This is a genomic window from Vibrio sp. RE88, assembly GCF_013113835.1.
Taxonomy (GTDB): Bacteria; Pseudomonadota; Gammaproteobacteria; order Enterobacterales; family Vibrionaceae; genus Vibrio.
The window spans coordinates 141,574-155,431 of the sequence record NZ_VTYQ01000008.1; the positions used below are offsets into that span (position 1 = coordinate 141,574).

Genomic DNA, 13,858 nt, shown 5'->3' on the forward strand with positions numbered 1-13,858 from the left:
TTATGCCTCCTGCGCTGTTTTTGTTGGTGTGCCATCAGGCTTAAACATTGAGATCACGAAGTCCATAGAAGACTCGACCTTACCTTGGTTTACCGCCGCTGCTGGGCCTACATTCTTCGGACAAACTTCAGAACAGTAACCTACGAAGGTACAGCCCCAAGCACCGTTCTCGCCATTAATGAGTGCCATACGCTCATCTTTACCGTTATCACGGCTGTCTAGGTTGTAACGATGCGCAAGTGTCAGTGCAGCAGGGCCGATAAACTCAGGGTTTAAACCAAACTGAGGACATGCCGCGTAGCAAAGACCACAGTTGATACAACCAGCAAATTGCTTGTACTTGGCCATTTGCTCAGGTGTTTGGAGGTTAGTGCCATCTTCAGGCTTGCGGTCGTTACCAATGATGTAAGGCTTGATGGCTTCTAGGCGCTCGATGAACGGCGTCATGTCGACAATTAAGTCTTTCTCGATTGGGAAGTTTGCCAGTGGCTCTATCTTCACGCCGTTTGGGTAATCACGCAGGAAGCTTTTACAAGCGAGCTTTGGCACACCATTAACCATGATGCCGCACGAACCACAAATAGCCATACGACAAGACCAACGGTAAGACAGGTCTTTATCTAGGTTATCTTTGATGTAGCCAAGTGCATCAAGAGTCGACATGGTTTCGTCGAATGGTACTTCAAAGGTCTGGAAATGCGGCTCTGCGTCTTTCTCAGGGTCATAACGCAGAATCTCTACTTTTTGGATGCGATTGGCTGACATTATGCTTGCTCCTCTGCTTTCTTCTCTGCCGCTTTTGCCACTTCTTCAGCGGCTGCTTTCTCTGCTGCCTCACCGTATAGACGAGCTTTAGGCTGTGACTTAATTATGGTCACCTTGCTGTAGTCGATATTTGGCGCTGCATCTGGTTGGAAGAATGCGAGAGAGTGCTTGAGGAAGTTTTCATCATCACGTTCAGTGCAGTTGTCATCAAGACGTTGGTGTGCACCGCGAGATTCTTTACGTAGAATTGCAGAGTGAACCATAGCTTCTGCGACTTCTAGGCCGTAACCGACTTCGATAGCGTAAAGAAGGTCTGTGTTGAACACTTTGCCTTTGTCTTTGATGCTGATTTTTTTGTAGCGAGCTTTCAATTCAGTAATCTTATCGATCGTCGCTTGCATCAGATCTTCTTGGCGGTAGATACCACAGCCAGCTTCCATGGTGTGACCCATTTCAGTGCGGATGTCGGCCCAGTTTTCATCGCCTTCTTGATTCATTAATGCCGCGATACGCTGCTCAACATCTTTGACTTGAGCTGTAATAGACTCTTCGTTCCAACCTTTGAATTCCGCTGCACGCTTCACTGCTTGTTCACCAGCAACGCGGCCGAATACCACAAACTCTGCTAGCGAGTTAGAACCTAGACGGTTTGCACCGTGCAGACCAACTGATGCACACTCACCGACGGCAAAAAGGCCCTTAATGCGAGTTTCACATTCGCCGTTGGTTTCAATACCACCCATGGTGTAGTGAACGGTAGGACGAATTGGAATCGGCTCTTTTGCAGGATCAACGTTGACGTAAGCTTTCGCTAGCTCACAGATAAACGGTAGACGCTCCTGCAGGTACTCTTCACCAAGGTGGCGAAGGTCTAGGTGCACTACATCACCAAGAGGATGTTTGATGGTGTTGCCTTTCTGCTGTTCGTGCCAGAAAGCTTGCGAAACTTTGTCACGTGGACCCAGTTCCATGTATTTGTTCTTTGGCTGACCAACTGGAGTTTCAGGACCCATGCCGTAATCTTGTAGGTAACGGTAGCCATTCTTGTTAACGATGATACCGCCTTCACCACGACAACCTTCGGTCATCAGGATACCAGTCCCCGGAAGACCGGTTGGATGGTACTGAACAAACTCCATGTCACGCAGTGGTACGCCATGACGGTAAGCCATCGCCATGCCATCACCTGTTACGATGCCCCCGTTAGTATTACAGTGGTAAACACGACCTGCGCCACCTGTTGCTAAAACAACAGATTTGGCTTTAATCGTAACGAGTTCACCTTCTGACATGTGAATGGCGATAAGACCTTGCACTTCGCCTTCATCGACAAGCAGATCTACGACAAAGTACTCATCAAAGCGTTTGATGTTGTCGTACTTCATTGATGTCTGGAATAGGGTGTGAAGCATATGGAAGCCAGTTTTATCAGCCGCAAACCATGTGCGCTCAACCTTCATACCACCGAATCGGCGTACGTTGACTTCACCGTTCTCTTTACGACTCCATGGGCAGCCCCATTGCTCCATTTGGATCATTTCGCGAGTCGCGTTTTCTACAAAATATTCAACAACGTCCTGTTCACATAGCCAGTCACCACCGCCAACAGTGTCGTTGAAATGGTTGTCTAGGCTATCTTCATCCTTGATAACTGCTGCCGAGCCACCCTCCGCTGCGACTGTGTGAGAACGCATTGGGTAAACTTTAGAAATCAGTGCGACTTCTAAATCAGGGTTTGCTTCAGCTGCTGCAATAGCAGTGCGAAGACCAGCGCCGCCTGCGCCGATGACTGCGATATCTGTGGTGATAGTTTGCACAGTTATCCTCCAGTGTGAATTTGCGGAGTGTTCCGCTTGTTATCGTTAAATGGGCAATTCCCCAAAAGTGGTAGGGTTAGTGTAGAAGAGCATCATTATGGAAAAATTGATGTATTTAGGTTTTTGCTCCGGTAATGCATATGAGAGCATAGAAAATATAGGTTATGTGATTGCTATCACGGCAAAGCTATATCGATACTAACCCTTTGCTGTGCCAGCTGTTACGGGGATGTTGCGAGTGAGATTTGTTATTAATTTTCCCCAATGATTAGTGGGAGGAATTATTGGCTGTGAGACGTAATTTAAGCGCTTCAGACTAAGTGCAACTCATTTGCATTTTGAGTGAAAGATGATAGTTTTCGCCACAATAAAGCATCATGAGAGATTAGGTATGCAGGCAGATTGGCAACCCACAGCAAGCATTGAACAGTTAAAGCAGCGAGCTAATTTAATTCGACAGGTACGCCAGTTTTTTGATGATAGAGATGTCCTCGACGTTGATACGCCAGCGATGAGTCATGCGACGGTAACAGACATCCATCTTCATACGTTTCAAACTGATTTTGTCGGCCCGGGCTATGCGAAAGGCAAGAAGCTCTACCTGATGACCAGCCCAGAGTTCCATATGAAGCGCTTACTCGCGGCGGGAAGTGGTTGTATCTACCAGATCTGCAAGTCTTTTCGAAATGAGGAAAATGGTCGATATCACAACCCTGAATTCACCATGCTTGAATGGTATCGGGTCGGATTTGACCACCACCAGTTGATGGATGAAATGGATGAGTTGCTGCAGCGACTTCTGAAAGTTGGTGCTGCGGAGCGTATGACGTATCAGCAGGCGTTTCTACAAATACTAGGCGTGTGTCCGTTAGAGTCGTCAATGGATGAACTGAAGGTGACTGCTGATAAACTCGGGCTCAGTGATATTGCTCAACCTGAGCAAGACAGGGATACCTTACTGCAGCTATTGTTTAGTGTTGGAGTTGAACCTGAAATCGGCCAGCAGGTCCCGGCCTTTGTATACGACTTTCCTGCGTCACAAGCGGCATTGGCAAAGATAAACCGCCAAGACAGTCGCGTTGCGGACCGCTTTGAGGTGTACTTTAAAGGAATAGAGTTAGCAAATGGCTTCCATGAACTAGACAATGCAACAGAGCAGCTCAAACGTTTTGAGTCAGATAATGCCAAACGAGAACAAATGGGGTTAGCCACTCAACCTATTGATAGCCATTTGATCAAAGCGCTAGAAGCTGGTCTGCCTGAATGCGCGGGTGTTGCATTAGGTATCGACCGTCTCATCATGTTAGCGACCAGCAATGATCATATTGATAAGGTCACGGCATTCCCTTTCCCTAGAGCTTAATAGTAAAAAGGCTGACATTGCTGTCAGCCTTTTGATTCTTCACTCTACTCAACAGTGCTTGGTCTCTGATACCACTGAGAACGCACGTCTGTACGATTGAATAAGTGATATTTTCTTTGAAGCATTTGTCCGCCATCTCGAGTAATTGGCTCCCATGAGATGTTGGCACGTCCCGTACTTGGTTTGATCGTCATAATGTCCAGTGGAATCGAAATATAGAAGCCTTTGTTGTAGCTTCCTTCTCCGTATTCTTCTGCCGTCAAATCAGTAAAAGTAGCGTAAGCACCGACAATCACACCGGATTTGAACTGCTTAGAAAAGTCGAAGCGAGCACCCATGTCTCCACCTAAGAACTTACCAGCGCTGACCTTAAATAGTGTATCTCTTAGGAAATCCCAATTTGGCATATAGTAACCCGTGACATGCCCTGTCGTACCTTGGCTTAATACATACGCTTGGCAAGACGGTGTCGGGTCATTACAGCTTGCCTCATCATAGAAGAAATAATCTTCACTGTATGTGCCAAACCATGAATCGGGGTCGCGTTGGCTGATTAGGTTTGCGTCGAACCCTACTGCCCAGCTTTTATTCATTGGCCTGTAGAGTACTTCGCCACCGATACCAGCGAACATCATTTCGAGATAGCCACCGTATATCTGGGTGTAGACTTCTTCATATGGTTGTTCAAACCAAGTGAGCTGAAGGTTATCTAGCCTAACTGGATTATCATGCACGTAGGCACGAAACATAGTTCGGACTCTAGGTGTTGAGTAATTTCTTACATGTGGTGAGTTTTCGACGTAATTAAACTTGTCATAGTTATCGACCAAGTTGAAGATGATTGAGCCGCCAAACTCAAGGTTATCCGTGAGCCAATAGTTTGAGTTTGCGCTGATGCCTAAACTGTACAAATAGAATGATTCAGGGCCACCGATGCTCTGCTTTAGGACAGGTTCAAAGCCATAATCCCAGTGCTCCTTGTTTTCTGCTACAGGGGGCTTGGTCATACTCTTGGGCTCTGATTCCTCAAAACTGTCTTTGACCTTTGCTTCGGTTGATAAGTAATTCGCTGCAGTGAGATATTTCTGTTTATCGATGGTGGTTTCTTTAAGATCCATACCATTTTTTTGTTCAACGACTTTAAATACGCGAATCAGGTCGTTTGAATTGTTAGACAAGATTGCTGCTGTACGGTCGAGGGCTTCTTCTCTGTCGCGGTACTTCTTCTGTTGGCCTTTTACTATGACGGCATCGCCATCAAGGGTAATCGAGTTTTGCTCAAAACCCGCATTCGACTCAATCTGTTTTGCTACTGAATGCCAGTCAGGGTTATTGTTGTCAATGTTGGTGACAGCCTGTTTAGGTTCGTCACGCCATGTCGCGTTCATCTCATTGAAGTTGGTGTAGATATTGATACCGAAAGTGATGGTATCGCCACGCTGATAGCTGACTTTGGCATCCCCCCAGTCCCCTAAACGATAGTTCACTCCCACATTCCATGGGGTGTGTTGAGGCATGGGTTTGCCAGATCGGACAACGGGATAGTCCTGTGTATAGTCATTGCCATCGTATTCGAGTTTTAAGCGAAGTGGTGCATAAGGCGTTTGGTACTCAAGACCGCCAAATATAGCTGCAGGGCCTTTAAACCAGCGCTCGTAATCGACACTGCCACCTGTACCGCTGAAATCACTGTCGCGAGTACAGTATTCATCACTTGCTTTACAGAAAGGGTTGGTCACATTACCACGTTGGCCTAAGTAGCCCCAGCCGAGGCCTAAAGTTACATCTAAATTGCCAAAGCGTTTTGTCGCAGCAACAAACTCACCGTCAAATAGGCCGGTACCACCAAAATCACGAACACCAATCGAAGTTTCAGGTAACCAATAACCTTCTTGCCAAAGGCGTACTTTGAAATCGATGCCTTTGTCGGTATACAAATTATCGCCACTGTAGGAAGGGTCGCTACTAAACAGGAGGTCGGGTACCCGCGTGTACCGCACTGTAGACTCTAGCCAGCTCATTAACTGAATTGAAGCAGTATATTGCTGATAGTCGTCGTTGACGCTGACACCTATATTAAATTCCCCTTCTTCTGCCATACGACCAGAAGGCATTTGCATTAAACCCACGCCGCCAAAATCAGTTTGGGAGACTTTGAGATTATCGCTTGCTTGAACGGTTGAAACGAAGCCTATAGAGAGGAGTAAAGAGGTGATTGCATTAAGTTTCATTAGTAATTTCTTCTCCAGGCAATTAGAGAGACAATATCTTGCTCAAGCTGAGAAAGCTCTGTTGATGGATTGTTGAATCCCAGGAAGATGCTAGAGCCTGGAGGAAGTGGGGTATTCTCATCATTCCAGTAAGCGAAACCAACTTGCTTATAATTGCCATCTGGGTAGATAACCCAAGCATAACTATTGCTGGCGCTAGAAAGCACTTTAGACGTTGATAAGTAATCTTTGACCGTCCAATCAGGCCTTGCTTCTGGCATAGTGGTGCTAAAAAATAGCCCCTCTAAGTGTATGTTTGTCGGACGATCTGGATATTCGAATTGGTATTGACCGCTAAGCATAGGGTTGGCTGAAGGTGTCAGGCGAACGAAGTCGAGATCTAATGAGACGTTTTCTCTATAACCTACAGGCCAAGTTTTCACTTGTTCGCGCAGAATACCCAAGCTTTCATACAGTGTTGGCTCTTGCTTTTTGAGTTTATCAATTAAGTTCAGTACGGCCTGTTTTTTATTGTTGGCAACTCTTTGTTTGTCTATGTTGAATAGAGCATTGTTCAGTGGGTAACTAAATGGGGCATTATTTTCACTGTGTAATACAGTGTCAGTAATGGCTCTCTCAAGGCGTACAGGTGTAGTATAGTCAATCACTAATTGCTCACTGGGAAGCTCTACTTTAACGCTACTGGCGATGGCATTTGTAAAAGTACTTAAAGTGAAAAGAAATAAAAAGCTACGTGTCATCTAGATCATCCTTTAAATGGCTTAAGTATTTCTTGCTCGATGAAAAGTTGGTCTGGAATGACCCATTGGGCTGATTTCAGTACATTTCCATTGTCATCCACCCAAAAAGTGCTTTGCATAGTTTCACCCATTTTTTCAAAGGAAATGTATTCTTGCCAGACTTTGACTGTTTGAGACCACATCACGGACTTTAATTGAATTGTTGCCACAGACTCGGTGGTGATTTTTGCTTGGTGGTTATATTGGTATTTAGGTTGCCAATCGTATACGGAAGTCCAGTGATATTGAGGAGTGTTAAAATGTATGATGCTATTGGGAGATATTTTGCCAGCTAGGTTTATCTCTGGGAGATTATAAGTCCTGACGATACGACCTTCCTCGGTAACAATCATCGCCTTGTCACTGGATAGCCATTTATGCTGAGTTTTTCCAGATTGTGGATTCTTTTCAACGAATGCAAGCACCATAAAAATTTGTGGCCCATCATTAATCTTAAAATAGCTGCTAGCATAGGGGATTTTTTCGATTGCTTCCTTATTTAAACTCACATCTTCAAACCCCAAAAAGGCCTCTTTTAGAGTCTCGTTAGTGTCAGCGAAACGTTGCGTACATCCCGTCGAAAAGGTGATGAAAACAGCTATAAATAGAGCATGTACTTTATATGTCATCGTGAAAGCTCAGAACTAATAAATATTGCAAAAAAACACCCTTAGCAAAGCTAAGGGTGTTTTACTAGAAGTACTAATTAATTAGTACCAGTAGTACCAGTAGTACCAGTAGTACCATCATTATCTGATGCTGCTACAGCAACTGCTGCTACAGCAACTGCTGCGCCTACTGCTACCGCTGTCGTCGTCGCTACACCTGCTGCTGCTGTAGAAGCTGCGGCTGTAGAGCCAGCAGCAGTACCACCAGCGGCAGAACCACCAGCGGAGCTACCAGCTGTACTCGCAGTAGAGCTTTCTTCTGCAAAAGCCCCAGCAGATGCACATAGCGCTACTAACATTGTTAGAGCAATTTTTTTCATTGAGTGTTCCTTGTAAATTTACAATTTAACATCGATGTTGAAGCAAAGTTATTTGCTCCAGTTTTGATTCTATTTCACTTTGTTATATCTGTAAAAATTAAAATAACTTTAATGCAAGCTGATCACAATATGGTGGATTGCTTAATCCATAGTGGTCTTTATAATGAGTCCAGATGTAGGAAGCTAGCATAGAGTTGTTTGTACCTATCATCTATTCGATTCAGATATATAAAGTGGGGCACATGTCAAGGATAGAGCGACTGAGATTATTCATACCATTCACATCTATTTTGTTAATTAGTAGCAATGTCCATTCTTCACCTTGGATCGAAGCAAATGACCCGTTTCTCAGATCATCTATGGTTGCGCTAAGTGATGGAGGCGTGCTTAACGGGGTTACTAGTACATTTCCATTACGTTGGTCATCTGTTGCAGGAGATGGCTATGCCAGCGATACTTCTGATTACTTAGATGATGAATTTGCGCATTTTAATTACGCATTGCAGACGGCTAAACTCAATCGTGGCAATCGCCGCTTTGCAATGTCTGGTAGTAATAAGACGCTAGATAACGGTTGGTTTGCAGATGTAGAGCGCGATAAGTGGGCTGTAGAGGCGAGCTATGAACATCTAGCTAACAGCTATGCGTTTAGGCTCAATTCTTCTTACCTAGAGCACGCCAATGATCCAGAACTTTCTTTTAAAGACAGTTACATTGCACTCAATGCTGGTCGTGCGTTGCTTGATGTGAGTATGCTACCTAGGTGGTGGGGATACGGTTGGAATCATAGTCTCATTTTAGCAACGTCTGGAAATGATTTAGATGCTGGTCTGAGCTGGATCGGAGACAATCTTTTTCTTGGAGTGTGGAGTTTAAATATTGTGACGTCAAAGTTAGAGGACCTCGATTATGATTACAGAACCTCTATGAGATATGCTAGTAAACTGAATTCTTGGTTAGAGCTCGGTTTGACTCAACATAATTGGTTTGAAGCAAATAAGAATTACGTAGAAAAAAATCAAAAGCAATCAGCTGTTGATGTAAAGCTAACTTTGCCAAGACTACATAATGTGCAACATGGGTTGTATGCTGAAGTAGCCTCAGCTCAAAAGGAACATGGCTTAGGTGCTTATCTAATAGGCTGGAGTGGTCATAAGCCTGTATTCAACAGCTCATTACGTGTGGCGATTGAATATCAGTCAGTAGCTTCGGGTGAATGCAAGTTAATAGTGAGTGAAGGAATTGATAATTACCTGCAGTCTAGTTACCTGAATGAGAGCAGTTGGTCATTTAGTAGTTACCTTCAACTGGCCAACGATCATCAGGTTTCTGCGATTGTTTCGACTAAAACATTATTGAGTGACAAAAATGATACGCAGGAACAATATCAACTTGTTTATCAGCTTCCAGCATTCCAAGGAAGAATTAAGCTTAGCGCAGATTATATCAATAGAGACACCAATGACAGTGAAATGGTATTTGGTTCTAGGTATGAATTTAGGTTTTGATTGTGTCGCTAACCTCAGAGAACAGAAGATTATATAATTTAATGAGTATCACAACTTTGAAGTTCAATATACATATGTTGGCTGCCTCAATACTCCTAAGTGCGAGTGTCAACGCTGCAACGCCAACTCAAGCGCAAATTAATCAGTTTCAATCTCTTCCTAAAGCCCAACAAGAACAGCTTGCTCGGCAAATGGGAGTCGATCTTTCTGCAATAAACTCTCTCGGTGCTTCTTCTAGTGTAGATACAGAACCCCCTGAAATGAAGAAACCAGAGAGAGTGACTGAAGTTTTAGATAAAGGTACTAAAACTGAAAGTGAGCTTGAGAGCAGAGCTCCAGCAGCTGAACTACCTTATTTTGGGTATGATGTTTTTTCTGGTAATTCACTAGACTTTACACCCGTCGATCATTTGCCCGTCCCTCATGACTACATAATTGCCCCAGGGGATGAAGTCCGAATCCAACTGTATGGAAAGTCTTATAGTGACTTAAAGTTAAAAGTCGATAGAGAGGGCAAACTCAATATCCCTGAATACGGTCCCGAATATGTTGCTGGGCAAACTTTTAGTGAGTTAAAAAACTACGTAGCGTCGCTTATCCAGCGTAAATCTATTGGTGTAGAAGCGGTGGTCTCATTAAGTGCCATGCGAACCATGCAGGTGTTTGTTACTGGCGATGTTAAGCAGCCTGGTGCTTATAATGTCAATGGGTTGACTACTTTGTCTCAAGCTTTGATTGCTGCTGGGGGTATAAAATTAACAGGTAGTTTACGCAACATTAAAGTAAAACGACTGGGCAAAACAGTTGTTACGTTCGATGCTTATGACTTGATAGTCAATGGTGACTCTAGTCGAGATGTTCGCTTACAAGCTGGAGACACTATTCTTGTCCCTGCGAAGCAAGCTGATATTGTTATTAAAGGTGAAGTACTTCGTCCTGCTCATTATGAACTCAATTTAGGTGGCCGCTTAAATGGTTTAATCAATATCGCTGGTGGTGCTTTACCTAGTGCTTATTTATCAAAAGTAAGTGTTAAAAGACGTAGCGCAAAGGGTATTGAGCAGCTGACATTAGATTTGTCATCACTACATGGGAAAAATTTTAAATTACAAGCAGGTGATGAAGTCTCTTTATTACCAGTTGGGGACAAACTGGAGAATGCCATCGCGCTTCGTGGTGAACTATTCCGTCAAGGTGCTTATCAATTTGTAGAAGGGCTTAGGATCAGTGATGTGATTAGCCGAGTTGATCTCAAAGAAAATGCCGATCTATCTTATGCGCTACTGGTTAGAGAAGAGCCTGACAGTCGTGATATTAGTGTATGGCAATTTGATTTAGGTAAGGTGTTAAAGTCGCCAAGCTCGGTCGACAATTTTTCTCTTCACAAAGGTGACCAGTTATTTGTATTTGATAATGGCCTCGATGTCGATTATTGGTATAGAGAGCAAAAATCTGCTAGTTCAAAGCGAGTGAAGAAGCTTAATGAAGATTTAAGTGGGCACAATAGTGAAAATGAGCAGAAAGAGGAATCTAAAAGTGTTGCTATACTGGACTCTGCAACGGGTGCTCTTGTAGAGAGAGAGCAGCAAAAGAAACTCGATATCGCTGACGATGATAAATTTGCTATGGCAGATGATTTTCGCCTATCTAGTCGAGAGTCATTGCTGAAACCAATCATTGAAAGGTTGAAAGCACAGGCTAGCCTTTCTGAACAGGCCAAAATAATCGAAATTACAGGCGCTGTTAAATACCCCGGTGTCTATCCTTTGACTGAGAATAGCAGCTTTGAAAAGTTAATTGCTGCTGCAGGTGGTTTTGCTGAACAGGCGTTTTTGTACAGTGCTGAGTTGAGTCGTTCGGAGAAAATAAAGCAAGACTTTGTTGTACAACACTACTCTTTTTCCCCAAATGAGATTCTAAGTGGTCAAGATAAGCTTGATATTGAGGCTCAAGATCACATTGTGATCAAAACGCAACCTAACTGGCAGCGTGGTAACTCAATCGAATTGCAAGGGGAAGTTGTTTTTCCGGGTACATATACTTTTCAGCGTGGTGAAACGATTCAAGACCTTATTGAGCGTGCTGGTGGGTTAACTCAGTTTGCATACGCTAAGGGAGCTGTTTTTAGCCGTGAAAGCCTACGCCATCAAGAGGAAGAGCGCTTAAAATTGCTCAACCTGCAACTAAAACAAGAAATTGGTAACTTAGCTCTACGTCGCCAAAACTCAAGTGCTACTTATACGACTAGCCCTACAGACGCGATGGCGATTGCTGACGAGCTGGCATCGACTGAGGCCATTGGTCGTTTAGTCATTAACCTACCTGAAGCGCTAGCTGGAAATTTTGATGCTGATATTACAGTCGAAAAGGGTGATAAACTATATGTTCCTGCGAGGCAGCCAGTTGTGAGTGTTATGGGTGAAGTACAGTTTTCCTCTAACCATACCTTTACTCCAGGAATGACGATCGAAGATTATATTTCTTCCGCTGGTGGTACTAAAAAACAAGCAGATACGGACCGAATTTATGTTGTGCGTGCTGATGGTTCTGTCATGCTGCCAAATAATTCATTTTGGTTTAGTCGTAAGTCTAATCCTTTGGAGCCTGGGGATACAATCATCATACCTCTAGATACAGACTACCTAGATGGCTTGAGCACACTGACTTCAGCGACACAAATCTTGTACCAAATTGGTGTGGCGTGGAGTGCTGTAAAGGATTAATTAGTTTATGAACCCTCTAAAGTAAGAAGGCTTTTATATTCAAGAAGATATTATGAACAAACCAGTTATTCATGAAAACACTTTCACTCAAGTTCAAGACTTGCCAATTGCTAATGATGAAATAGATTTAAGAGAGTTATTCCTTGCTCTTTGGAGGGGAAAGTGGGTCATACTTGTTTCTACGATGGTATTTGCGATAGGTGGCGTTTTATTTGCTTTATCTCAACCGAATACTTATCAAGCATCTGCAACTTTAGTCGCTGCAAATGACGAAAAAAGCGGTGGTCTTGCCGCCATGGCGAGCCAGTTTGGGGGGTTGGCCTCTTTGGCGGGAATTAATGTTGGAGGGGGAAAAACAGACGATAAGTCGTTGTCTTTAGCAACATTGAAGTCTCGTAAGTTTATCAATGCATTTATTGATAAATATGCATTGCTTCCAATTTTGATGGCAACGAAATCTTGGAATAAAGAGAATAATAAGTTGGTGCTTGACCCAGAACTTTATGACGGTATTCGTTGGCTAAATGATCCAAAAGCCCCTGAAAACTCGCTAGAGCCTACTGCTTGGGGAGCTTACAAAGCATTTAAAGACATCTTAAATGTCTCCGAGGCAAAAGATACTGGTATTGTAACTGTTAGCATTACTCATGTATCCCCATACGTGGCGCAGCAGTGGACACAATGGTTAGTGAGAGAACTCAATTTATGGATGAAAGAAGAATCTTTAACTGAAGCTAACCGAAATATTGAGTATCTAGAGCAACAGTTAGACAGAACTAAAGTGGTTGATATGCAGAACGTATTTTATCAGCTTATAGAAGAACAAACCAAAACACTGATGTTGGCAGAGGTGAAAGATGAATATGCGTTTAAAGTTATCGATCCTCCCGTTATACCCGAAGAAAAGGCAGGTCCCAAAAGAGCATTGATATGCATCCTAGCGACATTGCTTGGGGGGATGTTAGGTGTAGCGATTGTTCTTGTCCGTTATGCATTTCGTCGAGCAAATGACTAGCTAATTAACTATCATAGTTAAGGTGCTCTCGCCTTAGGTTCTTATCCCCGCTATACTCCTAACCTGAATTTTGGTCCAGAGCTGCTTAAAATTAAGCAGCTCTATTATTGAAGAGCACAGGACATGCAAGAATACATCGCATTTTTTCAAGAGAACATGATTCTCTCACTAGTATGGGTTGGTCTTTTGGTTGCCCTTATTATGAATATCGTTAAATCAACGACAGCGGCATACAAAGAGATCACTGCATCACAAACGACACAACTAATGAATCGTGAAAATGGTGTTGTGGTTGATATTCGTAGTAAAGATGAGTTCCGTAAGGGACATATTACCGATGCAGTTCACATTTTACCTTCTGATATCAAGGCCGGTAACTTTGGAAGCCTTGAAAACCACAAATCTAGCCCAATCATTGTGGTATGCAAAACAGGTCAGACAGCGCAAGAGAGTGCTAACCTTCTGGCAAAAGCGGGCTTCGAAAATGTCAGCTTGCTGAAGAATGGCCTGATTGCTTGGAATGAAGCAAACTTGCCTTTGGTTAAAGGCAAAAAATAAATTTTAGTGGTTTTACTGAAAACGCTGATTGAAAAATCAGCGTTTGTTATAGAGAGATGTGAACATTTCCACGAATTTTAGCGGAAACCTAGTCATAGCAAGCTCTCTCGG

At 43.5% G+C, this 13,858-nt stretch carries 11 protein-coding genes; 5 read left to right on the plus strand and 6 right to left on the minus strand.

From position 1 onward, the window contains the following. A complete protein-coding gene (locus F0265_RS18890; RefSeq protein WP_171750018.1) occupies positions 1–765 on the minus strand; it encodes a succinate dehydrogenase/fumarate reductase iron-sulfur subunit in 765 nt (254 codons plus the stop codon). Then, the gene (frdA, locus tag F0265_RS18895) at positions 765–2,582 is read right to left on the minus strand and encodes a fumarate reductase (quinol) flavoprotein subunit (RefSeq protein ID WP_171750019.1); all 1,818 of its coding nucleotides are present in this window, start codon (positions 2,580–2,582) and stop codon (positions 765–767) included. The genes F0265_RS18890 and frdA overlap by 1 nt, the downstream gene beginning before the upstream one ends. A gap of 391 nt (positions 2,583–2,973) precedes the next feature. On the opposite strand from frdA, the gene epmA reads away from it, so the two are divergent. Further along, a complete protein-coding gene (gene epmA, locus F0265_RS18900; RefSeq protein WP_095665418.1) occupies positions 2,974–3,945 on the plus strand; it encodes an elongation factor P--(R)-beta-lysine ligase in 972 nt (323 codons plus the stop codon). Between the two features lie 44 nt (positions 3,946–3,989). Here epmA and F0265_RS18905 read toward each other — a convergent pair whose 3' ends face one another. From F0265_RS18905 to F0265_RS18920, 4 genes are all read right to left on the minus strand, one after another. Further along, positions 3,990–6,176, minus strand: coding sequence for a YjbH domain-containing protein (locus F0265_RS18905; protein ID WP_171750020.1), 2,187 nt, complete (start codon positions 6,174–6,176; stop codon positions 3,990–3,992). Continuing rightward, positions 6,176–6,916, minus strand: coding sequence for a capsule biosynthesis GfcC family protein (locus F0265_RS18910; RefSeq protein ID WP_171750021.1), 741 nt, complete (start codon positions 6,914–6,916; stop codon positions 6,176–6,178). Before F0265_RS18910 ends, F0265_RS18905 begins: the two co-directional genes overlap by 1 nt. Before the next feature lie 5 nt (positions 6,917–6,921). Continuing rightward, complete coding sequence (locus tag F0265_RS18915) at positions 6,922–7,584, minus strand: YjbF family lipoprotein (RefSeq protein ID WP_171750022.1); 663 nt, start codon at positions 7,582–7,584, stop codon at positions 6,922–6,924. 77 nt (positions 7,585–7,661) lie between these two features. Continuing rightward, positions 7,662–7,943 carry a hypothetical protein gene (locus F0265_RS18920; RefSeq protein WP_064488812.1) on the minus strand — a complete coding sequence of 94 codons (282 nt, stop codon included), beginning with the start codon at positions 7,941–7,943 and terminating at the stop codon, positions 7,662–7,664. 359 nt (positions 7,944–8,302) lie between these two features. On the opposite strand from F0265_RS18920, the gene F0265_RS18925 reads away from it, so the two are divergent. The 4 genes from F0265_RS18925 to F0265_RS18940 all read left to right on the plus strand — a co-directional run bounded on the left by F0265_RS18925 (position 8,303) and on the right by F0265_RS18940 (position 13,747). Continuing rightward, entirely contained in the window at positions 8,303–9,451 is a 1,149-nt protein-coding gene (locus F0265_RS18925; RefSeq protein ID WP_253809508.1) for a capsule assembly Wzi family protein, read from the plus strand. A gap of 74 nt (positions 9,452–9,525) precedes the next feature. After that, entirely contained in the window at positions 9,526–12,174 is a 2,649-nt protein-coding gene (locus F0265_RS18930) for an SLBB domain-containing protein (RefSeq protein ID WP_171750083.1), read from the plus strand. 52 nt (positions 12,175–12,226) lie between these two features. Beyond that, positions 12,227–13,189: a Wzz/FepE/Etk N-terminal domain-containing protein gene (locus F0265_RS18935; protein ID WP_171750024.1), complete on the plus strand. Its 963-nt coding sequence runs from the start codon at positions 12,227–12,229 to the stop codon at positions 13,187–13,189. Positions 13,190–13,312: 123 nt separating this feature from the next. Further along, entirely contained in the window at positions 13,313–13,747 is a 435-nt protein-coding gene (locus tag F0265_RS18940) for a rhodanese-like domain-containing protein (protein WP_021457395.1), read from the plus strand. Positions 13,748–13,858 lie beyond the last annotated feature (111 nt).